The organism is Ralstonia sp. R-29 (assembly GCF_049913345.1).
Lineage (GTDB): Bacteria > Pseudomonadota > Gammaproteobacteria > Burkholderiales > Burkholderiaceae > Ralstonia.
Genome location: NZ_CP184378.1, coordinates 1,489,963 through 1,514,091, shown reverse-complemented (window position 1 = coordinate 1,514,091; position 24,129 = coordinate 1,489,963). Strand labels below are relative to the sequence as shown.

Below are 24,129 nucleotides of genomic sequence, written 5' to 3'. Positions count from 1 at the left end.
TCATTGATGTTGTCATTCAGAACGCTATGCCGGCTGGCAGCCTGATCATGAACGCGTTCTTGTTCTGGCTGGTGCCGTCCGGATGCAGATGTACAGCAGATTAGGACGGTAGTACATCGACGGCTCGTGTGGCTAGCCGCAGGGGCGGCTGGCGCACATGAAGATTCGTCGCCATCACGCACGATGGGCGCTCTGGCCGGCACGGGCATCCGGTTCACGCGCCGGTTGGGACTGCAGAATGGTCAAAATTGACAGCGCTGTCAATCTCGGGATTTGCCCTAGGGTCGAGGGCGCCACACGCCATTTCTCGAATGCCTTGCAGCGATGCGCATCGGCGAAAAACTAGGGCAAGTCCCTACATTGACAGCGCTGTCAATCCTGCCCATTCTCCTGTCCGAGCCCGCCACGAGAATCGGCTCGCAACGCACAAAGACAACGCCAAATTGAGGAGACGGAAGCAATGCAAACCAAGACCCCATCCCTGCGAATGACCACGGTGGCCAAGGCCGCCGCTGCGGTGCTGCTGGTTGCCACCAGCGGCCTGGCCACCGCACAGAGCAGTGTCACGCTGTATGGCCGCGTTGGTGGCGGCCTCGATTACACGAACAAGATTGCGACTGCCAACGGCACCGCCAGCAACCTGCAGTACGGCGGCAATCAGTGGGGGACCAGCATGTGGGGCCTGAAGGGCTCCGAGGATCTGGGCGGCGGGCTGTCTGCCGTGATGAACCTCGAGAACGGCTTCAACTCGGCCTCCGGTTCATCCGATGCGCTTTTCAATCGTTACGCGGTTGTGGGGCTGTCGAGCACCACCTACGGCACGCTGTTGCTCGGCCGCGCGATGGGTATTCCCGATGGCGAGTCATGGTCGATCGATCCGATGGGTCTGCAGAACATGAGCGTCGCCACCCTGCAGATGAATCGCACCTGGGGCTCGCGTCCGAAGGCGATCACCTACAACTCGCCGACCTGGGGTGGTTTTTCGTTCCGCGCGCAGGCCGGCCTGAACGGCACGGCGGGGAACTTCAACTCGGGCAAACAGCTTGCCGGCGCGCTGGCGTACCAAAGCGGCCCGCTGATGCTCAAGGCCTTCTACGAAGAAATTCGTGACACCAACGGGCAGTTCACCAACCTCTATACGTCTTCCCGTTTGTTCACGGCGGGCGGCACGTACCAGATTGGCGACCTCAAGCTGTTCAGCGGTTACAGCCGCATCCAGTCGGGCGGCAAAACCGCGGTGGATGCGGATAACCCGAACGGCGCGACCCTGCAGCAGATGTACTGGTTGGGGGCGAACTATCAGATCAGCCCGGCTTTGACGCTGATTGGCGGCGCATACCGCGCGAACCGCAACCAGGGCGCAGGAAACGGCACGCTGCTGACGGTGGGCGCCAACTACTACTTCTCGAAGCGCACGCTGCTGTACGGCACCATCGGCACGGTTCTGAATGGCAACAACGCGGCCTTCTCGGTCGAGGCGGGTGGCGGCAAGCCGACGCCGGGCTCCAGCCAGCAAGGCGTGTACACCGGGATCATGCACTGGTTCTGACGCGCGTTTGCGCCGTGCTCTTCAGCGCAATGGCGGCATCGCCGCCATCTGCGCGAGCGCTGTAAGGCAAGGGGCGCGGCGTTTGCTGGTTGGCATTGACCTTGCTCGTGTTGCATGCTGTTTTCTCCCCCCTACCCAAGGAGCTGCCATGCAACGCGAAGACGTAACCGATCTGATCGTCCTGCAGAAGATCAAGAAGCAACTGACGTGGGCGCAATTGGCCGAGATGATCGGCCACAGTAAAGAGTGGAGCACCGCAGCGCTGCTGGGCCAGATGACGCTGACCGAAGCGCAGGCCAAAGCGGTGGGCGTGGCATTGGATTTGCCTGAAGAGGCCGTCATGCTGCTGCAGGTGACGCCGTACAAAGGCTCGCTGCCGACGGCCGTGCCGACCGACCCGCTCATCTACCGTTTCTACGAACTCATCAGCGTGTACGGCACGACCTTCAAGGCGCTGATCCACGAGGAGTTTGGCGACGGCATCATGAGCGCGATCGACTTCAACATGGACCTCACGCGCGAGCCCGACCCCAAGGGCGATCGGGTGCGCATCGTGATGAGCGGCAAGTTTCTGCCGTACAAGACTTACTGAGCTGTCAGGCGTCGTCGCCGCTGTCGTCGTGTTCGTCGATCAGCGGCCGATTGCGGCGCGGCATCTCAGAGTCGAGCACAAGACGGCCGTGCACGCGGCCCTTCATCCGCGTGACATGGTGCGTGCAGTCTTCCATGTGCGTGCTCATGAGCGCACGCACGGTTTCGGCGTCGCGCGCGCGGGCCGCATCCAGAATCTGTCGGTGGAACTTGACGTTGGACGCGCCGAACTTGGCGTGCTCCTTGGCCGGGGTCTCGTTGCCAAACACCACGAGCTGCCGAATCATTTCGTTGATCAGCTCGCAGCAGAACCGCAGCATCGGGTTGGGGTTGGCGGCGGCCAGGATGTCGTGAAAGCTCAGGTCTTCCTGGCGTTGGTCGAGCGGCGCAGCGGCCTTGGCCGACGCCGGATCGCACAGGTCGATGGTGTGCTCGAGCGCGCGGAAATCATCTTCGGTCAGATGCGGCACGGCACCGGCGGCCAGTTCAGGCTCAAGCAGCCGGCGCACGGTGTAGACGTCCGCAATGCCGATATCTTTGAAGAACAGATAGTTCTGCATGAGCTGGAACGTGCGGTCCAGCGGCACCTCGACGATGGTGCCGCCGCCGGTGGGCCCGGTGCTCACGCTTACCAACCCTTGCACCTCCAATGATTTGAGCGCCTCGCGGATGGTGCCCTTGCTCACGCCAAAGGTCTCCTGCAGCTTGATCTCCTGCGGGAGTTTGTCGCCGGGCTTGAGGTTGCGCTGCGTGATCAGCCGCTTGAGTTCTTCGGCTACGAGGTCGGCGCGCTTCTGCTTGCGGATGCCGATCGACGCTGTCTTGCCTGCTCCGAGTGTGGCCATGGATGTCCGTTCCTTGTTGCGCGCATTCTAACTGCGGGGTCGTGCCGCTTGGCGTGACCGACGTGGTGCATGCATGCCCTTGGAGCGTGCGCACGCACCGCATTTCCGCATCGTCGCCCGACACTTCCGCCGCACACACCTTGGCGTAAACACCGACGGCTTCGCCGTTGACGCGCCGCGGATGCGGCTTCTATGATGATTTCGCCTATTTATCATAACAAATATAAGAAACTGGTCTGGTTCTTGCTCGACACGATGGTCGGCGGAACCCTCGCCGGTCAGGCTAGGAGGAAGCCACTCCAGGTGGCTCCAGGCGCTTGTTCTGTCCCACACACACGAACCCAAGGAGTGCGCTTTGAATCGTCGAGACTTGCTCAAACTGGCGGCGCTGTCCGCCGTGCCCGCGTCGGTGCTGCAGGCCCGTTCTGCGTTTGCGGCCGATGCCATCGAACTTGGGTGCCCGGTGCCGATGTCCGGCCCGTTTGCCGCCAACGGCAAGTTTGCCGACCTGGGCATGAAGCTGGCCGTGGAGCAATACGGTAAGGTGCTGGGCCGGCCGCTGGCGTACAGCGTGCTCGACACCGAAGGCAAGCCCGCCACGGCGGTGCGCAAGGTGCAGGAACTCGCGCAGCAGAAGAACGCGCGCTACTTCGCGGGCGGCATTCTCTCTTCCGAATCGCTGGCGATGGGCAAGGAGGCGGAGAAGTTTGGCGGCGTGTTCATTACCACCGCAGGCGCCGATGAGATTACCGGCAAGGACTGCAACCGCGCGACGTTCCGCTGGTCGGTGCCGACCTACGGCGCCATCGAGCGCACCGTGCGCCCGCTGATCGAATCGATGCCCAAGGCCAAGCGCTGGTACACCATCACACCGCAGTACGTGTTTGGCGACGGGCTGCTGTCGGCCGCCAAGAACATCTTCAAGGAAAAGGGCATCGAGCACGTGGGCAACAGCTACCACGCGCTCACCGAGAAAGAATTCAGCGGCTACCTGACCAACGCGATGGCCGCCAAGCCGGACGTGCTGCTGATCCTGAATTTCGGCTCGCAATCGTCCGACACGCTGCGCCAGGCGGTGAGCTTTGGCATGAAGAAGAACGTGACGATCCTGGTGGCGTGGGCGTCGGGGCTGGAGCAATTCGAATCGCTGGGCGCGGACCTGTGCGACGGCGTGTACTTCGGCGCGCAGTACTGGCACGACGTGGAGTCGCCCGCCAACCGCGACTTGGTGAAGCGCACGCAGGCCGCGTTCAAGACCAACCCGAACTACAGTCTGGCGGGTTCGTACACCTGCACGAAGATCCTGCTCGACGCGATGGCCAAGGCGGGCAGTGCCGACCCGAAGGCCGTGATTGCCGCGCTGCAGGGTATGAAGTACGACGGCCTGACTGGCCCCGAAGAGATTCGCGCGGCCGACCACCAGGTGCTCAAAAACTACTACCTGCTCAAGGGCAAGCCGAAGGGTCGCATGAAGGACAAGGACGATTTTGCCGAGATCGTCGCTGTCGGCAAGGCCTTCCTGCCGGTCGAACAGACGCAGTGCAAGTTGGCCTGATCTGCCGCGCGCCCGGCTTCCACTCATGAAGCGCGGGCGCTTGTCTTCCCGAGTGCAATCTCTGCAAACGCAATGAACGTCTACCTGCTCCAGGTCGTCAACGGCGTGGGGATCGGCATGCTCTACTTCCTGCTGGCGGTGGGGCTGTCGATCATCTTCGGGCTGTTGCGCTTCGTCAATTTCGCCCACGGCGCGTTCTATGCGCTGGGCGCGTATCTCTGCTTTCAGGCCCTGCAGATGGGCATGAACTTCTGGCTCGCGCTGGTGCTCGCGCCCATCGTCATCGGCGCGCTGGCGTGGGTGACGGAGAAGGTGCTGCTGCGCCACGTCTATGCGCAGGCGCACGAGTTCCACATCCTCATCACCGTGGGGCTCGCGCTGGCGGTGCAGGAACTGATCATCGTGGCGTGGGGCCCGCTGGGCGTGGATGTGCCACCGCCCGATGCGCTGCAGGGCGTGGTGATGTGGGGTGATTTCGTCTATCCAAAGTACCGCCTGTTCGTGATCGGCTTTACCGCGGTATTGGCGATGGGGCTGTGGTGGCTGCTCGAAGGCACGCGGCTCGGTAGCGCGGTGCGCGCGGGCAGTGAATCGACCGAGATGGTGTCGCTGCTCGGCATCAACGTGTTTCGCTTGTTCAGTCTGATGTTTGCGCTGGGTGCAGCCACGGCGGCGGTGGCCGGTGTGCTGGCCGCGCCCATCCGCGGCGCGGAGCCTTTCATGGGCGTGGAGGCACTCGGCATTGCCTTCGTCGTGGTGGTCGTGGGTGGCATGGGCAGCTTTGCGGGGGCGCTGGTCGGCGGCCTGCTGGTGGGCATCGTGCAAAGCCTGATGAGCACGCTGTGGCCCGAAGGCGCGCGGCTGATGATCTACGTGGCGATGGCGGCGGTGCTGCTGCTGCGCCCGCACGGCCTGCTGGGGAGGGGATGATGCAAGCCACGTTGAATGGATTCGCGCGTTACCGCTTCTGGTGGCTGTCGCTGGGCGTGACGTTGGTGTTGCCGCTGATGTTGACGTCCGGCACGTTGGCGACGGAAGTGCTGGTCTACGCCATGGCCGTGATGGCCTGCAACCTGTTGCTCGGCTACACGGGGCTGCTCTCGTTCGGGCAGGGCATCTTCTTTGGGCTGGGCAGTTATGCGGTGGGCGTTGGCCTGACGAAGCTGTCGTTGCCGATGCCGGTGGCCATCGTGTTGGCCGTGGTGGTGGGCGCAGTCGTGGCGGCGGCGGTGGGGTGGTTTGCCATCCGCCAGCGCGGCACGTACTTCGTCATGCTCACGCTGGCCTTCTCACAGATGTTCTACTTCCTGGCCTACACCACGCCGTCGCTCACGGGCGGGGACAACGGCTTGCTCGACATTCCGCGCCCCGCGTTCACTGCATCGTCGTGGACGTTCTACGCATTCGTGGCAGTGCTGTTCCTGATCGTGTTCTTCCTGGTGCAGCGCGTGACGGAATCGGTGTTCGGCCGCACGCTGCTGGCGATTCGCGACAACGAAGAACGCGCGCTCGCCGTCGGCTACAACGTCAAGGCATTCAAGCTGCTGGCGTTCGTCATCTCGGGTGCGGTCACGGGGTTGGCAGGCGGCCTGCACGCCATGCTCACGGGCATCGCGCCGCTGGCGAACATCGACTACCACGTCAGCGAGATGATCCTGGTGATGACCGTCATCGGCGGCACGGGCAATGTGTTTGCCTCGGTGCTGGGTGCGGCGTTCTATGTGCTGCTGTCGGATTGGCTCTCCAGCCTGTGGCCGCGCTGGCTGATGCTGCTGGGCTTCCTGCTGATTGCGGTGAGCCTGTTCATGCAGCGCGGGCTGTTCGGGCTCGGGCAGAAGCTGTGGCAACGCGTGCGCACGCCGCGCAATTCACCTGCTGTTCAGGAGGAACGCGCATGAGCACCGCCCCCATCCTGCAAGCCACCGGCATCGTCAAGCAGTACGGCAAGTTCACCGCACTGGGTGGCGTCGATTTGCGCGTACTGCCCGGCACGGTGCACTCCGTCATCGGCCCCAACGGCGCGGGCAAGACGACGCTGTTCCACATGCTCACGGGCACACGCATGATCACCAGCGGCACCATCGTCTTCGATGGTCATGACGTGACGCGCGAGGCCGACTATCAGCGCGTGCAGCGTGGCATTGCGCGGTCGTTCCAGGTGACGAGCCTGTTCCCGAACCTGTCCGTGCGCGAGAACCTGCGCCTGGCGGCGCTCGGCACCACGCCGCGCCGCGCCATGCACGGCTGGCGATTGCCGCAGGGCGATCTGGCCTGTACCGACACAGTAGACCGCGTGCTCGATCGGCTCGAATTGCCGCGCCTGGCCGACACACCGGCCGCTGCGCTCTCGCACGGCCAGCAGCGCCGGCTGGAAGTGGGCATGGCGCTGGCCGCCAACCCGCGCGCGATCTTCCTCGACGAGCCGACGTCCGGCATGGGCGTGGACGACCTGCCGGCCATGAAGGCGCTCATCCGTGGCTTGGCGCACGACCACACCGTCGTGCTGATCGAGCACAACATGGACATCGTCATGGACATCTCCGACACCATCACCGTGATGCAGCAGGGCAAGGTGCTGATGGAGGGCACGCCCGATGCCGTGCGTGCCGACCCGCGCGTGCGTGCCGCGTACCTGGGGAACATGATCACGGGAGGCAAGAAGTGACGGCGACGATGATCCTCGATGTTGAAGACCTCCACGGTTACTACGGCAAGAGCCACGTGCTGCAGGGCGTGGCGCTCACGGTGGGCGAGGGCGAACTGGTGACGCTGCTCGGCCGCAACGGCGCGGGCAAGTCGACCACGCTCAAAGCGATTGCCGGTGTGGTCGCGCCGCGCGGCGGGCATGTGCGCTTTCGCGGCAAGGACATCGCCGGGCAGCCAGCGCATCGCATTGCCGCGCAGGGTCTGTGCCTGGTGCCGGAGCACCGCGGCATCTTCAAGCTGCTGACGGTGGAAGAGAACCTGAGGCTCGGTGCGCGGCGCGATTCGCCGTGGCAACTGGGCGACATCTACCGCATCTTCCCGCGCCTGCACGAGCGGCGGCGCAACGGTGGCGCGAACCTCTCCGGCGGCGAGCAGCAGATGCTGGCCATCGGCCGCGCGCTGATGAACCACCCGCGCCTGCTGATGCTCGATGAACCGGTCGAGGGCTTGGCGCCCGTCATCGTGGAAGAGATCGTCGCGCAGTTGAAGGTGATCAAGCAGGCGGGCGTGTCCATCCTGCTGGTGGAGCAGAACCTGGAGGTCTGCACGCAACTGGCCGATCGCCACGTGATCATCGAACAGGGCCGCGTGGTCTACACCGGCAGCAACGACGACTTCCGCGCCGACGACGCTGTCAAGGACCGCTACCTCGGCGTTGGACTTGCCGCTTGAACCGCACACCATCATGACGACTACCCATCTCGACACCACCTTGCGCGTCAACGCCGTACGCCTGTGGGACACGCTCATGCAGCAGGCGCGCATCGGCGCCACGCCCAAGGGCGGCGTGCGCCGCTTAGCGCTGACCGATCTCGACCGCCAGGGCCGCGACTTCTTCGTCGCGCAGGCCGAAGCCGCGGGCTGCACCGTGCGTGTGGACGCCATCGGCAACGTCTTCGCACGGCGCCCCGGCCGCAACAACACACTGCCACCCGTGATGACCGGCAGCCACATCGACACGCAGCCCACGGGCGGCAAGTTCGATGGCAACTACGGCGTGTTCGCGGGCATCGAGGTGGTGCGCACACTCAACGATGCGGGCATCGAAACCGAAGCGCCCATCGAGGTGGCCGTGTGGACCAACGAAGAGGGCTCGCGTTTCGTGCCGGTGATGATGGGCTCCGGCGCCTTCATCGGCGAGTTCACATTGGACGCCGTGCTCGCCGCGCAGGACCGCGATGGCGTGACCGTGGGCGAGGCGCTGCGCAGCATCGGCTATGCAGGCACCGAGGCGGTCGGCGGCCGGCAGGTCGGCGCGTACTTCGAAGCGCATATCGAACAAGGACCGGTGCTGGAAGCCCATGCCACGACGATTGGCGTGGTGACGGGCGCGCTCGGCCAACGCTGGTACGACGTGGTGCTGACCGGCATGGAGGCGCACGCCGGCCCCACGCCCATGGAGTTGCGCCGCGATGCGCTGCTGCCTGCTGCCGAACTCGTCGGCATTGCCAACCGCATCGCGCTGGAGCGCCCGCCGTATGCGCGCGCCACGGTGGGCTGCATGAGCGTGCATCCGGATTCGCGCAACGTGATTCCCGGCCGCGTGTCGATGACGATCGACCTGCGTGCGGCGGACGACGCTGTGCTCTCCGACATGGACGCCGCGCTGCATGCTGCCGTTGCCGAACTACGCACACGCAGCGGCATCGACATCGCACTCAAGCAGGTCGTGTACTTTCCGCCGCAGCCGTTTGACGCGACGCTGGTGGACGCGGTGCGCAACGGCGCGCGGCAGCTCGGCTTGTCGGAGATGGACGTGATCAGCGGCGCAGGCCATGACGCCGTCTATCTCGCCCGCGTGGCGCCCACCGCGATGATCTTCGTGCCGTGCAAGGACGGCATCAGTCACAACGAAATCGAAGACGCCCGCCCCGAACACTTGGAAGCCGGGGCCAACGTGCTGCTGCACGCGATGCTGCAGGCCGCCGGCCGCTCGTAACCGACACACGCCCATGCGCATCCTGATCGCCCGCTTCAATCACGAGACCAACACGTTCTCGCCGGTGCCGACGCCGCTGGCCTCGTTTCATCCGCACTATGGCGCCGACGCTTACCGCGCTGCCAAGGGCACGCGCACGGCAGCCGGTGCATTCATTGATCTGGCCGAGGCGGCGGGCGCGGAGATCGTCGTGCCCGTCATCGCGGGGGCCAACCCGAGCGGGCGCGTGGCGGCGGAGGCGTACACCACGCTGTGCGATGCCATCGTCGCTGCCGCGCCGGAGTGCGATGCGCTGATGCTCGACCTGCACGGCGCGATGGTCGCCGAGAACAGCGATGACGGCGAAGGCGACCTGCTCGAACGCCTGCGCGCCGTGGTGCCCGATGTGCCCATCACGGTTGCGCTGGATCTGCACGGCAACCTCACGCAGAAGTTCATCGACCTGGCGGACATTGCGGTCAGTTTCAAGACGTACCCGCACGTCGACATGTACGAGACGGGCGAGCACGCAGGGCGTCTGCTGTTCGACAAGCTGGCTAGCCGCGCGAACCCGGTGCTCGCGTGGCGCCGCTTGCCGATGGTCACGCACACGCTGCGCAGCCGTACCGATGAAGGCGCGATGCACCGCGCCGTTGCATTAGCCAAGCAGGCGGAGCAGGAGGGCATGCTGGCCGTGTCGATCCTCGCGGGGTTTGGGCTGGCGGACATCGCCGCGCCGTGCCTGTCCATCGTGGTGGTTGGCAACGGCGACGCGCAAGCCGCTGACGCCGCAGCCCAACGTATCGCCGATGCCATCTGGTCCGACCGTGAAGGCTTCGTCTACCGCTCCGAACCGCTGACCGACTCGATCGCACGCGCAGCCAAGTTGGCAGACGCTCAGGGCAACGGCCCCGTGCTGCTGCTTGACCATGGCGACAACTGCATGTCTGGCGGTACGTGCGACGACATGCACGTCCTGCACGAAGCGTTGAAACAAGGACTGCGCGGCATTGCTGTCGGGCCTGTGTGCGACCCGGAAGCCGTCGCCGCGATGATCGAGGCGGGTGTGGGCGCCACCGTTACGCTGCCGGTGGGCGACAAGGTGTCGCTCACGCAGTTGGGCGTGTACCCGGTCTCGCGCGCATTGACGGGCAAGGTCGCCGCCATCAGCGACGGCGAATACACCATCACCGGGCCGACCTACACCGGCCAGCGCGTCCGCATGGGGCGCACGGCGTTGCTCGACATCGGCGCTGCGCAGGTGGTTGTGGCGGAGACACCGCAGGAGCATTGGGACCTCGGCATCTTCACGCATATCAGCGTGGACCCGCATGCCGCGCGCTTCGTGCTGCTGAAGTCGCGCATGTATTGCCGACCCGTATTCGTGCCGATTGCCAAGGCTGTGGTCGAGTGCGACGGCGGCGGCGTGACGAGTTCGGACTACAGCCGGTTTCCGTTTGCCATGCTGACGCGGCCGGTGTTTCCGTTGGATGCGGCGGCCCTTTCGTAGGTTTCGTAGAGATACCCGACCGGCTTACCCTCGGTCCGCTGCGGGCGCGTCTCGGTCCTGGTGATGATGCGGCCCGCCAAACCGTCGATCTCTTCGCATTGCGCGCGCGTCCAGCTACGCAGCTGTTCGATGTTCTTCAGCAGGCCGAGCCGGAGAATCTGCGTGTCTTCGCTCATGCCGACGAGCGCGACCGAATGCTGGCCCGCCGTCACCACGTCGCCGGCGGTCAGTTCAAACGTATTGCCCGCGCCGTCCTTGAATTCAGCCGTGCCGCGAATGACGCGGTAGATGACCACCTCGCCCTTCGAAAAGGAAGCCGCGTCCACCGTGCCCGCCTGGCTCTTGGGCAGGCTCGATTCACCGTGCGGGTCAGTGGCGATGAGGTGTCCCGTCACAAGCTGGCCGCTTGGCGCTTCGATGCCGGTGTCGCGCACGTACACCGGTTCGGGCGATCGGATGGAGTCGCCGGCCAACGGCCTGTAGAGCGCATTCAACTCCAGCGGGTCTTGCACCCAGAAGCCTGCGCCTGCCGGCCGATCATGCACCGGATGGCTCCAGGCGATGCGCGGCGTTTCGGCTTCGTTGATCAGTGCTGGCGGCACGATCGTGGGGTTGGGAAACGTGGTCGGATCCGTGATGAACGCTTCGAGGAACTTGCCTGAGCACCCCATGGACAGCGCGTCGGGCACCACGGTTTGCGGCGTACTTAAGTTGTCTTCCGTAGACAGGCCCGACCACGTGTAGAAAAGCTGCCGATGCACGATCGCGCTTTGCAGGATCACCGAGCCGGGGCCGACGTAGTGCAGCCGGCCATCGTAGTCGAACGTAAACACGCCCGACGTCACCAGCACGAACTGAAAGGCGCCCGGCGGCAGATGCATGTGGAAATCGGTCGGGCCCGTGTCTTCCAGGTAGATCGGCCGGTTGGTGGCGACCTCATGCAGCAGAAAGGCTTCGTTGTTGGCGGCAAAGCCTTCGTCGGCGCGGCTGTACAGCGCCTGCGGGCGATAGGTCGCCTCGTACTTGGCATCCTGGCGGCGATCGATGGCAACGAAGTCGCCCGTATTGAGGCGGATGGGGTTGCCGCCCGGATGCAACAGGCTCGCAGCGCGTTGGGACTCCGTGGTGTGAGTGTTCATCGCAACCCTCCGTGAATCGATCAACGTCGATGGAGAATGACCCGCTCGTGGCTCGATCCTCGTCCGTCCAAATTACGCCTCGCTGGCACCGACCTTGGGGGTCAGTTTGTGACCGCCACCTTGCGCGAGCGCCCGCGCGTGACGGTCTGGCTCGACGCTTGTGCATTGAGCAGCGCCCACAGCGTGACGCGGTGGGCGTTGTCTGCGTCGCCGGCGGTGGTGCTGGCATCGAAGGGCTCGTTGTCGTGGATGGTGGCGCGCACAATCGGGTAGATCTGCTTTTCCCATTTGCTGCCGTTGAACACGCCGTAGTGCCCCACACCGGCTTGCACATGGTGGGTCTTCAGATACGGCGGCAGCCCCGAGCAGAGGTCTTGCGCGGCCACGGTTTGCCCGACTGCACAGATGTCGTCCTTCTCGCCCTCGACCGTCAGCAGCGCGGTGCGATGGATTGCTGCCGGTTCAACCAGTCTGCCGCCGACCATCAGCTCGCCGCGCGGCAGTGCGTATTGCTGAAACACCTTCTCGACCGTTTCCAGATAGAACTCGGCGGTGAGGTCGCACGTGGCGAGATATTCGTCGTAGAAGGCGCGGATCGTGTTTGCCTTGGCAGGGTCCCCCTTCGCGCGCTGGTAGTACAGCTCTTCAAACGATTGCACGTGACGATCCGAATTCATCGACATGAACGCGCTCAACTGCACGAAGCCCGGATACACGCGGCGCTGCTCGCCCACAAAGCCGGGCGGTACGACGCCGATCAGGTTCTTCTCGAACCATTCGATCGGCTTGCTGTTGGCCAATGCGTTGACAGCGGTTGGCTCCACGCGGCAATCGATGGGGCCGGCCATGAGCGTGAGGCTGGCCGGCTGCGCAGGGTCGTTGTCGGCGGCCATGAGCGAGACCGCCGACAGCGCGGCCACGGTCGGTTGGCAGATGGCCAGCACGTGTGCGTCCGGGCCGATATGGCGGATGAAGTCGATCAGGTGCCCGACGTATTCATCAAAGCCGAAGCGCCCGGCTGAAACGGGAATGTCGCGTGCGTTATGCCAGTCCGTCACATACACGTCGTGATCGGCCAGCATTGTGCGCAGTGTGCCGCGCAGCAGCGTGGCGAAGTGCCCGGACAAGGGCGCGGCAACCAGCACACGCGGTTGCCGCGTGGGCGTGGCCTTGCGGAAATGCACGAGGGTGCCGAACGGCGTTTGCATCGCGGTGTCTTCCACCACCGGCACCGCTTGGCCGTCGACCTCAACGCTGTCGATGCCAAACGACGGGCGGCGGTGCGTGATCGCGCTGCATTCCAGCAGTTCGAGCCAGGCATCGAGTGCGCGGCCGGTCGGGTGCTCGGTCGAGGGCGGCCAGTGCGCCATCGCCAGCCGCGAGAACGAGGCCCATGCCCGCGCGGGCCGCAGGCATTCGGAGAGCCACTGGTAGAGGGGATACGCGAGCAGGTTCATGGCGATTGCGTCGCAGGGCAAGGCACGTCGAGCGAAGCAGGCAATACGTGTGCCAACACATGCGCTGGTGGGTGCGAAACCGCATGCGCGTTGGCGGTGACTGGCACGGGCTTTGCGCGGCATCCACGCCGGCCGCACCGTGGCCTGCGCGCTTGCTGCGCACGGGTGCAGGCAGCGCACCGGCAAGGTGCCTGGCGCCGGCCATGCACCGGATTGGAAACGGGATGGAAAACGAGACAACCGCGGGGACCGAGATGAAATCCGCCGACCTGACCACGCTCACCATCAGCAGCCGCAATTATTCGTCGTGGTCGATGCGCGGCTGGTTGCTCGCCAAATTGAGCGGCCTGCCGTTCGAGACGATGAGCGTGCCGATCGACGCCTCATCGCGCGCGGAATTGCTGCTGCTGTCGCCGTCGATTCTGGTGCCGTGCCTCACGCACGAGGGCCGCAAGGTGTGGGACGTGCTGGCGATTGCCGAATACCTCAACGAACTCTCGCCCCAGGCCAAGCTGCTGCCCGCCGATCGACATGCCCGCGCACACTGCCGCGCGATCTGCGGCGAGATGCATTCGGGTTTCAGCGCGCTGCGCTCTGCATTGCCGATGAACTTGCGCGCACATTTTCCGAACTTCCGCATCTGGTCGCGCGCGCAGCACGACATCGAGCGGATCACGCTCATCTGGCGCGAGTGCCTTGCACAGTACGGCGGCCCCTGGCTGTTTGGCGAGATCAGCATGGCCGACGCGATGTACGCGCCAGTCGTCATGCGATTCCTGACCTACGACGTCAAGCTCGATCCGGCGATTGCCGAGTACTGCATGCGCGTGCTCGCCCACCCGCACGTTGCCGAATGGATTGCCGGGGCAAAGGCCGAGAAAGAGGATATTGATGAGCTGGATATGGAGTTTTAGGGCGGGGTTCTGACGCGCTTGGCGCCAGACGCCCAAAGCGCGATGGCGGGGGTGCCCGCCATCCGCGCGCATGCCATGCGGTCTGGCTACGGTTACTGCTGTTTTTCCGCAGACACGGTTTGCGCAGCCGGGGCGGATGCGGCTTCGGCGGGCGGGTCTTCGTTCTTGATCGTGTAGGACGGGTCACGTGCCCAGCGGCCCAGGTCTTTGCCGATGGCGGTGGCGCTACGCTCCAGAATCGAACACGTTCCCTTGAAGCCGCCCCACATGCCGCCGGTCGTCCAGCGGTTGATCTTGGTCTGACGCACCACCTTGCCGCCTTGGACCAGTGAGGCCACCACCGTGATGGCCTTGGGGCCCGTCCATGCGCCACCGCCCACGCCCAGCACGTGCGAGATCTGCAAACGCAGCACATCGGCGTCGCCAGCATTGCTGCCCGATGCGATGGTCACGTTGTCGGTCTTGTCGAGCTTGCGCAGCACGCCGCCCACATGACGGGCCAGCATGTCTTCGATCTTGCATTCATCCTTGACCGACTGCACCACGCCTGCATCCGGGAGGTACGTGATCGGGGTCTCCAGCAGGACCGGACCATTGGCAAAGGCAGCGGTGCTCGACAGGCACAGCGCGGTCAGTAGCAGGCGTTTCATGGCGAATCGAATATCGGAGAGTGTTGAGGCGGTGCAGCGTAAAGCAAAGTGCGGCACCTGTGGTGGACATGAAGTGGGGTATGTCGGTGGCGCTGCAGTGCGGCGGATTTCGCTGGAGCGGGCAGGCCGTACGACGGGCGGGTTTCTGCGCTGAAAGTTGCCGCGACGCGGGCCGGATGATTGCCGGTCGATCAAGTGCCTGTGCCAGGCCGGGCTGACCTGACCTGACCTGAACTAGCGAGCCGAATCCCAGAAGCGTTGCGCACGGAACGGGTGAGCATCCACAGCCGGTGTTTCGCCCGCCATCATTTCTGCAATTAAGCGCCCGGTGATCGGCCCCAACGTCAAACCGTGGTGCGCGTGGCCAAACGCGAACCACATGTTCGCGTGGTGCGGCGCCGGCCCGATGATCGGTAGCATGTCGGGCGTGCAGGGGCGGGCGCCCATCCACGGTTCCGCATCGATACGTTCGGCCAGCGGGAAGAGCGTGCGTGCGACAGGTTCGACAGCGTTCAACTGCACGGGCGTTTTCGGCGCGTCGCGGTGCGCGAGTTCCGCGCCGGTGGTCAGGCGGATGCCACGTGCCATCGGGGCCAATACATAACCGCCATCGGCATCCAGTACCGGGTGGTTCAACTGCGCACCGTCCGCCGGTGCGTAATGCATGTGGTAACCGCGCTTGACGGCCAGCGGCAGGCTATAGCCCAGGCGCGAGGTCAGCACATCCGCCCACGGGCCCATGGCGACGACGACGTTGTCCGCGCGCAGTTCGCCGGTCTTGGTTTGCAGCAGCCACGGCGCGTTGGGCGTGAGCGTGTTGGCATCGGCTTCAACCAGGCGGCCGCCAAGTTGCTCGAAGTACTTCGCATAGGCGGTGACCAGCGCGTTGGGGTCACTCACGGAATCGGCTTCCGTGTAGCGCAGGCCGCCCAGCAGCGATGTGTCCAGATGGGGCTCGACCGTGCGCAGGCGTGCCGGGTCCAGCGCTTCAAAGGCGACGCCGTATTCGCGTTGCCAGCGCTCGACGTTGCGCGTTTCCTTATCTTGCGTGGCGGCATTGCGGAAGACCTTGATCCAGCCGCTCGGGCGGATCAGGTGCGTGGCGCCGGCCGCTTCCGCCAGCGCGCGATGCTCGCTCACGCTGTGCGCAATGAGCGGTGCATACGCCTGTGCGATGGCCGCATGCCGCGCTGGGTGCGAATTGCGCCAGTACTGCCACAGGAAGGGCAACAGCCGGGGCAGATCGCCGGGGTGGTAGTGCACATCTGCCGACGTATTGCCCGCGTAGCGCAGCAGCGTCGACAGATCGCGCGGAAACGCATACGGATACACACCCTCGCGCTGGATCAGCCCCGCATTGCCGAACGACGTCTCAAAGCCCGGCGCACGGCGATCCACGAGGGCGACGGCGCGCCCGCGTTTTTGCAGATGCACCGCCACCGATACGCCGACAATGCCGGCGCCCAGCACTAGGGTGTCAAAGCGCATGATCCGTTCGCCTTTACTTCGCCAGCGCCGTCACGGCGATTTCCACGTCGATGCCCGGGCGCATCAGGCCCGACTGCACGCAGGCGCGTGTGGGCGCGTGACCGGCCGGCACCCAGGCGTCCCACGCGGCGTTCAGCTCGGCGAAGTGCTTGGCGTCGGTCAGCCAGATGTTGGCCGAGATCAGGCGCGTCTTGTCGACACCGGCTTCCGCCAGCAGCGCGTCGATGCGCGCGAGGATGTTGTTGGTCTGCTCGGTGACGGACTTGAAATCGAAGGCGGCGTCGGGCACTTGGCCAGCCAGATGTACGACGCCGTTGGCGATGACGATCTGGCTCATGCGGGGTTTGGTGTGGAAGCGTTGGATGTCGGACATGTTGAGAAGGAGAGATCCGTTGTAGGTTCAGACCGCCGAGGTGCCTGCGCTGCTCGTCACAGCATCAAACACCGGCGGCGCGGTCACGATGGATTGCAGGGCGGGCGTCGGTTGTGCCAGCTTGGCGAGGTCCGGACGTGGACGACGCAGCGTAGCAGACGCGTCGAACGCCTGCTCAAGCGCGTGCGCCACGGCCAGCGTTTTGCGGTCGCCATGAAAGGGGCCGACGATCTGCAGGCCGAACGGCATGCCGGCCTGGTCCACGCCGCACGGCAATGACAGTGCCGGATGCGTGGTGAGCGTAACGACGTAGGTCAGTGCCAGCCAGCGGTAGTAATTCTCCTGCGCGCGGCCGTCGATGTGCGTGGCGTACAGCTCGGTCCACGGGAACGGCGACACCGGCGTCGTCGGCGAGAGGATTACGTCGTACTGACTGAACGCTGCCTGGAAGCGTTTGAGGATGCGCGTTTGCTCGGCCTGCGCCCACGCGCAATCGGCGAGCGTCATCGCGGCGCCCAGCTCGTAGTTGGCACGCGAGTTGGGACCGATCGATGCCGGATCGCGCGTGTATGCGTCGTGCAGGCCGGCGACGAAGCTCTCTGCGCGGATCACGTCAAAGCAGCGGTGCACGTCGCCCAAATCGAACTGCACCGGCTCGCACGATTGGAACATCGGCGCGATGGCGGCAATGCGCTCGCGGAAGACGGAGCGGATGCTGGCGTCGACATCGCAGCAGCCGAAGTCCTCCGTCCAGCCGACGCGCAGGGTGGACAGGTCGATGGGGGAGGGCGTGATGAAGCTGAGCGGGTCTACGGCATAGCTGAGTGGATCGCTCGCCGAGAGGCCGGCTGTGGCTGCGAGTTGCAGGCACGCTTCGGCTACCGTGCGCCCCATCGGGCCGACCACGGAGATGGGCGTCCAGCCCAGCTTCTTGCGCGAATTTGGCACCAGCCCAGGGGACGGCCGAAAGCCCACCACGCCGCATTTGGAGGCCGGAATGCGCAGCGAGCCCCCAGTGTCAGATCCGGTGCAGACGGGCAGCATGTCGCACGCCAGCGCCGCCGCCGCGCCGCCGGACGAGCCCCCCGCATTCAGCATCGGGTTGAACGGGTTGCCGGTGGCACCCCACACCGGGTTGCGCGTGTTGGCGCCCGCGCCGAACTCCGGCACGTTCGTCTTCGCCACCAGCACGGCGCCCGCAGCCCGCAGGCGTTCGACCAGCAACACATCCTGCGTTGGCACGTTGCTGCGCGCGGTGGGGGAGCCGTACGTCGTCAGCAAGCCGGCTGTGTCTTCCAGGTCTTTCACGCCCAGCGGCAGGCCGTGCAGCAGGCCGAGTGGTTCGCCCTTGAGCACCGCGCGCTCGGCGGCTTTTGCGGCTTCACGCGCCTGCGGAAAGCACGTTGCCGTGACGGCGTTGACGGCGGGGTTGATGGCTTCGATGCGCGCAATGCAGGCATCGAGCAGCTCGACGGGCGAGATTTCCTTGGCGCCGATCAGCCGGCGCAGTTCCACGGCGGACAGGCTGACGAGTGGGTCGTTGTGTGACATAGCAGTCCTCAATCCATTTAGAGCGCTTCACCCGTGCGGTCGCGCAGCCAGATCACCGGCACCAATGACACCAGGCATGCCGCCGCTACGTACCACGCTGGCGCCAGCGAGTTGCCAGTGCGCTCCACCAGCCAGCTCGCAATGAACGGCGAGAACCCGCCGAAGAACGATGCGCTCACCACATACGTGAGCGCAATGCCCGTGGCGCGCACGTGCTTGGGAAACAGCTCGGGAATCATCACCAGCACCGGCACGATCTGCGCGGCCACGAACACCGCCAGCAATGCAGATACGGCATACAGCACGAGCGGTGTCGGGTGCGCGCCCAGAAACGCAAACGCCGGGTACACGGCCAGCAGCATGATGATGCGCGAGGTGATCAGCACGCGCTTGCGGGTGTAGCGATCGGCCAGGCGGCCGGCAATCGGCGCCGCCACGAACAGCACCAGCGAGCTGACCACGCCCGAGGCCACGGCAGCCGTGGGCGACATATGCAGCGTGCGCACCGCGTGGCTCGGCAGGAAGAACGCGGTGATGTACACCGACACCGAACCGCCCAACTCTGCAAACGTGCCAAGCACGGTGAGTTTCCAATGCGTGGTGAGCGCGGCCTTGAGTGCGCCTTGCGGCTTGGCGTGGCCAGCGGCACTCTCGCGGCCGTCGAGCGTTTCTTCCAGCCGGCGGCGGATCAGCATGCCCATGGGCGCCGCAAAGATGCCCAGCAGGAACGGCAGCCGCCAGCCCCAGGCCAGCACCGCGTCCTTGGAAAGCGTCACGTTGATGAGTGTGGCTACAGCCGCGCCGAGCGCCAGCCCCAGCGCCGTGGCCGCGAAGTTCCAACTGGCGAAGAACGCTCGCGTGCGGTCGGTGGCGTATTCGACCAGCAACGTGGTGCCCGGCCCGAACTCGCCGCCGGCAGCAAAGCCCTGCATCAGCCGCGCAGCCAGCACGATCATCGGTGCGAAGATGCCCGCCGTGGCGTACGTGGGCGCGGTGGCAATGAGCGCGCACGACAGCGCCATCATCATGATGGTCAGCACCATCGCCTTCTTGCGGCCGGCGCGATCGGCATACGCGCCGATGATCACGCCGCCCAGCGGCCGCACCACAAAGCCCACGCCAAATACGCCAATCGACAAGAGGAACTGGTTCACCGGCGAGGCCGATGGAAAGAACAGTTGCCCGATCTGGATGGCGAAGTAGCTGTAGATCGTGAAGTCGTAAAACTCCAGCGCCGTGCCGATGGTGGTGGCGGCAATGACTTGCGTGCGTGACAGCGCAGGGCGGCTGTCGAGGGCGAGTGTCGACACGGGGCTCTCCTAGGGGTTGGAGGCTGGCAAGGGTTTAAGTTATCGTATACGAGAAAAATTAAATTCTCGTATACGAGAAAACCCGGAGACAGCGCGTGGCATCGAGCACAAAAGCCGCCATCCAACACGATTTACCTGCCGATGAGGCGCCGGCGCAACTCAACCATCAGGAAGTGGGTGCGCGCATCCGTGAGGCGCGCAAGGCACGTGGGTTGACGCTGCAGGAGCTATCGGAGCGCTCTGGCGTGGCGTTGTCGACCATCTCCAAGGCCGAACGCGGCGACATTGCCCTGACGTATGAGAAGTTTGCCGGCCTCGCGCAAGCCTTGGGGCTGGAGTTCGAGCAACTGCTGGGCCGACGCCGGACGCCGGACGCCGGACCACTGCGTCCGACCTTCACGCCCTCGGGCGGCCAAGTCATCTACGACACGCCGAATTACGAATACGGCATGCTGGCCGATGCGCTGACCGGCAAACGCATGCTGCCGATGCGCGCGCACATCCGCGCGCGCTCGGTCGATGATTTTCCCGACTACATTCGCCACCCTGGCGAAGAGTTCGTGTTCGTGCTCGGCGGCGAAATCGAATTGCGCTTCGAGAACGGCGAAGCGTTTCGCCTGGCGCCGGGCGACAGCCTGTATTTCGACAGCGCCGTTGGTCACGTCTATCTGTCCGTCAGCGAGGAACCGGCCGAGATCCTCGCGTGCTGCACCGGTACCGATGTGCGTGACCTGGGCGATGTGATCTGAGCCGCGTTCCCTAGCGGCCCGATCGCTCAATCTGCGTGTTTGTAGTTTGGGTCGAGGCGGATGTTCGGGCCGGACCAACCCAGCACATAGATGACCGCGCCGTCTTCACCGGTGGCGAAGCTGTGGTCGTAATACGCCGGCTCGTAGTACTTCTTGCCAGCGGTGATGACGTGTTCTTCGGCCGTGCCCTTCGGGCCGTCGTAGGTGGTGGAAATCCACTTGCCGCTTTCCACGATCACCACGCGGTCAATCGGGTGGTTGTGGCGGCCGCCCACGTAGTGGGGCGGAAACTTCAGCATCTGGATGAACGGCTTGCCCGGCGTGGTGGCATCGCCGCAGATCATGTGCTCGTGGGCCTTGAGCGCCGCGTTCCACTGCCACTGGATTTCGCCGGTTTCAAAGAACGGCGCGGCGGTGCCCACGCAATCGGGCGCGGCGTGCGCGGCGGAGACCAATAGGGCCAGCGCAACGGCAATCCCAGAGATCAAGCTGTGTTTCAAGGTGACACCCGAATCGGTTGGTTTGCGCCGGACTGGCCCACTTCGCTTTCTAGCGCACAAAAGAAATCGCCCCGGCGGCGCGGGGCGAAATGCGTTGATGCAAAGCGAAGGCAGCGGGATTACAGCGCCATCTCCGCCGAGGCCTTGGCAGGTTGCGGTGCCGCAGGCTTGGCAGCCGGCGCTACACGCATGTCGATCTGCGGCGGCGGGCTCAACTGCAATGCGTTGGCCGTGGTGACCCACTCTTCGTAGACCTTCGCCGGGCTGTCGTTGAGCTTGGTGCCGTAGCTCGGCACGATCTGCCGGATCTTCTGCTGCCACGCGGGTGTGGCTACCTTGTCCTTGAACACCTTCTCCAGCACGCTCAGCATGATCGGCGCCGCAGTCGATGCACCCGGCGATGCGCCGAGCAGGCCCGCGATGGTGCCGTCCTTCGACGTCACAATCTCGGTGCCGAGTTTCAGCACGCCGCCCTTGGCCTCGTCGCGCTTGATGATCTGCACGCGCTGACCAGCTTGCCACAGGCGCCAGTCTTCCTTCTTCGCGTTCGGGAAATATTCCTTGAGCGCGTTGAAGCGGTCGTCATCCGACAGCATCAATTGGCCAGCCAGGTATTCCACCAGCGGAAACTCGTCCAGGCCCACGTGCATCATCGGCATGACGTTGTGCGTGTTCGTGCTGCGCAGCAGGTCGAGGTAAGACCCGTTCTTCAGGAACTTGGTCGAGAACGTCGCAAACGGCCCGAACAGGATGATGCGCTTGCCATCAAGCACGCGCGTATCCAGGTGCGGCACCGACATCGGCGGCGAACCCACCGACGCCTTGCCATATGCCTTGGCCAAATGGCGCTGTACCACCTCGGGGTTGTCGGTGACGAGGAACGAGCCGCCCACCGGGAAAGCGCCGTACTCACGCGCTTCCGGAATGCCCGACGCCTGCAGCAGCTTGAGCGCACCGCCGCCTGCGCCGATGAAGAGGAACTTGGTGTCTACGTCTTGCTGCGCGCCCGATTGCAGGTTGACATACGTGACGTGCCAGGTGCCGTCGTCATTGCGCTTGATGTCGCGCACTTCGCTGGACAGCGACAGCGCAAAGTTGGGCTGGCGCTGCAGATAGCTCACGAACTGGCGCGTGATCTCGCCAAAGTTCACGTCGGTACCCACCGGCATCCACGTGGCCGCCACCTTCTGCGAGCGGTCGCGGCCTTCCATCATCAGCGGGACCCACTTGCTGATCTGGTCGAAGTCTTCCGAATACTGCATGCCGCGGAACAGCGGGCTCGCCTGCAGCGCTTCGTAGCGCTTCTTGAGGTAGCGAACGTTTGCGTCGCCCCACACAAAACTCATGTGCGGGGTCGAATTGATGAACGAGCGCGGGTTCGTCAGCACACCGTTCTTGACCTGCCAGGTCCAGAACTGGCGCGAGATCTGGAACGACTCGTTGATCTCGACGGCCTTCGAGATGTCGATATGGCCGTCGGTCTTCTCGGGCGTGTAGTTCAACTCAGCCAGCGCCGAGTGCCCCGTGCCGGCGTTGTTCCAGCCGTTGGAGCTTTCCTTGGCCACGCCATCCAGGCGCTCGATCATCATCATCGACCAGTTGGGTTCCAGCTCATGCAGCCACACGCCCAGCGTTGAACTCATGATGCCGCCGCCCACCAGCAGCACATCCACCTTCTTGGCCTCGGCCGCATGCGCGGACGCTGCCGCGAAGCACACCACCACCGCCGATACGGCCCTTCGAATTGCTTTGATCAACACAACCCACTCTCTCAAACTGACTGAACGAATTCACCGTACGCCGGCCTTTCCTGTGCCCCGAAATGGTGCGTCGCAACACGACGAACTCGGCCCCTGTCCGCACAGCGTTCCGTGAGGACTGCAATCGATGTACCGACTCGGGGATACAGGGCGCCGCGAGATGCGAGCGCGAGGAAAGGTGGGCGCGTATTGCCGCCAATACGCCTCAAAGCGCAGAACTGCGCCGCAACAGGGCATGTGGGGCAACGCCGGATAAGCGCATCCGCAAGCCCGTTGGTTTTGCCGTTGCGGGTTGCGGAAGGGGCCGCGCGTTGACGTGCCACGCGCGACCGGGCGCGTAATATAACCGAAATTGACGATTGTGTTTTGCGGCGCAGCATTGGCGCTTTGCGCCCCTCTTCGAATGCGGCATCACAACTTCCAGAAGCCGAGACTTCAGAACAACAGTTAGCGTTGTATCAATCAGAGTTAAATAACGTTGTTTCGCCGCAAAGCCGCGCCGGCATTGGGTTGGCGGAAGTGTTAGGAAGATTTAAGAATTTCCCCACGGTGGAGGGGAGGGGACGCCATCTGCGCGATGACACAATGCGAAAAACGCGGCATTGCCCGACAGCAAGAGGCTGTCCCGCCCCACAAAGGAGCTTCATGCAGGAAAGCTGGATCGCAATCTCAGCGGCGCGTGCGAAAGCGCATCGGTTGTACGGCGTGCGTGGCTGGCTCGTGACGCTGCTGTGGCTGAATACCCTGCCGATGCTGGCGATGGTGTTCACCATGGTGCTAGTCCCCAAGATGGGCGGTATGTCGGCCCGATGGCCATTCGCGTTGTCTTGGCTGCTGGTTCCGCTGGGGCTCGTGGTGGTGGCGTTCCTGCGGGTGCGATGGTTCCTGTGGATGTGGTTCGCGTACTGCCTGCTCCAGTTGCCGCTTGCGCTGTACACGGCATTCGGGATGCGCGTGGAAGGGCGGGCGTCCGGCTATGCAGCAGACGGGGGCTGGATGTTGTTGCTGAACGCGTTCCAGATGCTGACGCCCATTGTGTCGATGGCTTATATCGTCCGATCGCGTCGCGCGCGCGTGACCTATCGGCATGAGGTGCGCGCCAGTGATCCGGCTGCCGTACCCGCGGCGTTTGACCGGCCCAGCCGAAACGAAACACCAACCGATGCCACCGACCACGCACGCGAGCGCGCGGCACTGCGCCGCGTGACGCAGGAACTCAGCTCCGGTGTGCTGGAAACGCAAACCTGGATGCACGTGATGCGTCATCACGCCGAGGCCACCGACGCCACGCGCACGGCAGCCTACGTGCGCGCACGCATGGCCGTGCTCTGTCCGCCGGCGCATGTGCATCCGCCGCTGGTGCGCACGCTGGCATCGGGGTTGGGGGCGCTGCTGGTCAGCCTGTTTGCAGCAGGCGCGTTGTCTGCAGCGGTGATTGCGCTGGCGCTACGCGTGCCCGGCGACGCATCTGCGCTGCTCGAACTGCTCGTCACCGTGGCGCTGGTGTTGAGTTGGCTGGCCGGCCTGTTTATCGGCGCGCGGTTCCTGCGTGCCATCGCCTGAC

General features: G+C 64.6%; 22 protein-coding genes. 12 read left to right on the top strand and 10 right to left on the bottom strand.

Going from position 1 to position 24,129, the window contains the following annotated elements; all coding sequences use genetic code 11:
- The first annotated feature begins 460 nt into the window (after window positions 1-460).
- Window positions 461-1,549 carry a porin gene (locus ACN9M1_RS23975; protein WP_426399364.1) on the top strand — a complete coding sequence of 363 codons (1,089 nt, stop codon included), beginning with the start codon at window positions 461-463 and terminating at the stop codon, window positions 1,547-1,549.
- A gap of 148 nt (window positions 1,550-1,697) precedes the next feature.
- On the top strand, window positions 1,698-2,141 hold the full coding sequence (gene cynS, locus ACN9M1_RS23970) for a cyanase (protein WP_426399363.1): 444 nt from the start codon (window positions 1,698-1,700) through the stop codon (window positions 2,139-2,141).
- 4 nt (window positions 2,142-2,145) lie between these two features.
- Here cynS and ACN9M1_RS23965 read toward each other — a convergent pair whose 3' ends face one another.
- Window positions 2,146-2,985, bottom strand: a complete 840-nt coding sequence (locus ACN9M1_RS23965; RefSeq protein ID WP_426399362.1) for a FadR/GntR family transcriptional regulator — start codon at window positions 2,983-2,985, stop codon at window positions 2,146-2,148.
- 355 nt (window positions 2,986-3,340) lie between these two features.
- On the opposite strand from ACN9M1_RS23965, the gene ACN9M1_RS23960 reads away from it, so the two are divergent.
- The 7 genes from ACN9M1_RS23960 to ACN9M1_RS23930 all read left to right on the top strand — a co-directional run bounded on the left by ACN9M1_RS23960 (window position 3,341) and on the right by ACN9M1_RS23930 (window position 10,674).
- Window positions 3,341-4,540: an ABC transporter substrate-binding protein gene (locus ACN9M1_RS23960; RefSeq protein WP_426399360.1), complete on the top strand. Its 1,200-nt coding sequence runs from the start codon at window positions 3,341-3,343 to the stop codon at window positions 4,538-4,540.
- 72 nt (window positions 4,541-4,612) lie between these two features.
- On the top strand, window positions 4,613-5,470 hold the full coding sequence (locus ACN9M1_RS23955) for a branched-chain amino acid ABC transporter permease (protein ID WP_426399358.1): 858 nt from the start codon (window positions 4,613-4,615) through the stop codon (window positions 5,468-5,470).
- Complete coding sequence (locus tag ACN9M1_RS23950) at window positions 5,467-6,438, top strand: branched-chain amino acid ABC transporter permease (RefSeq protein ID WP_426399356.1); 972 nt, start codon at window positions 5,467-5,469, stop codon at window positions 6,436-6,438. Before ACN9M1_RS23955 ends, ACN9M1_RS23950 begins: the two co-directional genes overlap by 4 nt.
- A complete protein-coding gene (locus tag ACN9M1_RS23945; protein WP_426399354.1) occupies window positions 6,435-7,205 on the top strand; it encodes an ABC transporter ATP-binding protein in 771 nt (256 codons plus the stop codon). The genes ACN9M1_RS23950 and ACN9M1_RS23945 overlap by 4 nt, the downstream gene beginning before the upstream one ends.
- A gap of 8 nt (window positions 7,206-7,213) precedes the next feature.
- On the top strand, window positions 7,214-7,918 hold the full coding sequence (locus tag ACN9M1_RS23940; RefSeq protein ID WP_426400720.1) for an ABC transporter ATP-binding protein: 705 nt from the start codon (window positions 7,214-7,216) through the stop codon (window positions 7,916-7,918).
- Between the two features lie 13 nt (window positions 7,919-7,931).
- Window positions 7,932-9,185 (top strand): Zn-dependent hydrolase, encoded by a 1,254-nt coding sequence (locus ACN9M1_RS23935; RefSeq protein ID WP_426399353.1) that lies wholly within the window; start codon window positions 7,932-7,934, stop codon window positions 9,183-9,185.
- Between the two features lie 13 nt (window positions 9,186-9,198).
- Window positions 9,199-10,674, top strand: coding sequence for a M81 family metallopeptidase (locus ACN9M1_RS23930; RefSeq protein ID WP_426399351.1), 1,476 nt, complete (start codon window positions 9,199-9,201; stop codon window positions 10,672-10,674).
- On the opposite strand, the gene ACN9M1_RS23925 is transcribed toward ACN9M1_RS23930, so the two are convergent.
- Entirely contained in the window at window positions 10,605-11,813 is a 1,209-nt protein-coding gene (locus tag ACN9M1_RS23925; RefSeq protein ID WP_426399350.1) for a hypothetical protein, read from the bottom strand. The genes ACN9M1_RS23930 and ACN9M1_RS23925 overlap by 70 nt on opposite strands.
- Before the next feature lie 101 nt (window positions 11,814-11,914).
- Entirely contained in the window at window positions 11,915-13,270 is a 1,356-nt protein-coding gene (locus tag ACN9M1_RS23920) for a polyhydroxyalkanoate depolymerase (protein ID WP_426399349.1), read from the bottom strand.
- Window positions 13,271-13,524: 254 nt separating this feature from the next.
- Here ACN9M1_RS23920 and ACN9M1_RS23915 point away from each other — a divergent pair, with 254 nt between their 5' ends.
- Window positions 13,525-14,184 (top strand): glutathione S-transferase family protein, encoded by a 660-nt coding sequence (locus ACN9M1_RS23915; protein ID WP_426399348.1) that lies wholly within the window; start codon window positions 13,525-13,527, stop codon window positions 14,182-14,184.
- 92 nt (window positions 14,185-14,276) lie between these two features.
- Here the strand turns inward: ACN9M1_RS23915 and ACN9M1_RS23910 are convergent, their stop codons facing one another.
- From ACN9M1_RS23910 to ACN9M1_RS23890, 5 genes are all read right to left on the bottom strand, one after another.
- Window positions 14,277-14,834, bottom strand: a complete 558-nt coding sequence (locus ACN9M1_RS23910; protein ID WP_426399347.1) for a hypothetical protein — start codon at window positions 14,832-14,834, stop codon at window positions 14,277-14,279.
- A gap of 234 nt (window positions 14,835-15,068) precedes the next feature.
- Window positions 15,069-16,322 (bottom strand): NAD(P)/FAD-dependent oxidoreductase, encoded by a 1,254-nt coding sequence (locus ACN9M1_RS23905; protein WP_426399346.1) that lies wholly within the window; start codon window positions 16,320-16,322, stop codon window positions 15,069-15,071.
- Between the two features lie 13 nt (window positions 16,323-16,335).
- Window positions 16,336-16,695, bottom strand: coding sequence for a RidA family protein (locus tag ACN9M1_RS23900; RefSeq protein ID WP_426399345.1), 360 nt, complete (start codon window positions 16,693-16,695; stop codon window positions 16,336-16,338).
- Window positions 16,696-16,722: 27 nt separating this feature from the next.
- Window positions 16,723-18,246 (bottom strand): amidase, encoded by a 1,524-nt coding sequence (locus ACN9M1_RS23895; protein ID WP_426399344.1) that lies wholly within the window; start codon window positions 18,244-18,246, stop codon window positions 16,723-16,725.
- 17 nt (window positions 18,247-18,263) lie between these two features.
- Window positions 18,264-19,556 carry an MFS transporter gene (locus ACN9M1_RS23890; RefSeq protein WP_426399342.1) on the bottom strand — a complete coding sequence of 431 codons (1,293 nt, stop codon included), beginning with the start codon at window positions 19,554-19,556 and terminating at the stop codon, window positions 18,264-18,266.
- Between the two features lie 95 nt (window positions 19,557-19,651).
- Here ACN9M1_RS23890 and ACN9M1_RS23885 point away from each other — a divergent pair, with 95 nt between their 5' ends.
- Window positions 19,652-20,305, top strand: coding sequence for a helix-turn-helix domain-containing protein (locus ACN9M1_RS23885; protein WP_426399341.1), 654 nt, complete (start codon window positions 19,652-19,654; stop codon window positions 20,303-20,305).
- 26 nt (window positions 20,306-20,331) lie between these two features.
- Here the strand turns inward: ACN9M1_RS23885 and ACN9M1_RS23880 are convergent, their stop codons facing one another.
- Both ACN9M1_RS23880 and mqo read right to left on the bottom strand, forming a co-directional pair.
- Entirely contained in the window at window positions 20,332-20,805 is a 474-nt protein-coding gene (locus ACN9M1_RS23880) for a hypothetical protein (RefSeq protein ID WP_426399340.1), read from the bottom strand.
- Between the two features lie 119 nt (window positions 20,806-20,924).
- Window positions 20,925-22,562, bottom strand: a complete 1,638-nt coding sequence (gene mqo / locus ACN9M1_RS23875) for a malate dehydrogenase (quinone) (RefSeq protein ID WP_426400719.1) — start codon at window positions 22,560-22,562, stop codon at window positions 20,925-20,927.
- Between the two features lie 648 nt (window positions 22,563-23,210).
- On the opposite strand from mqo, the gene ACN9M1_RS23870 reads away from it, so the two are divergent.
- Window positions 23,211-24,128, top strand: a complete 918-nt coding sequence (locus tag ACN9M1_RS23870; protein ID WP_426399339.1) for a hypothetical protein — start codon at window positions 23,211-23,213, stop codon at window positions 24,126-24,128.
- The last annotated feature ends 1 nt before the right edge of the window (window position 24,129 follow it).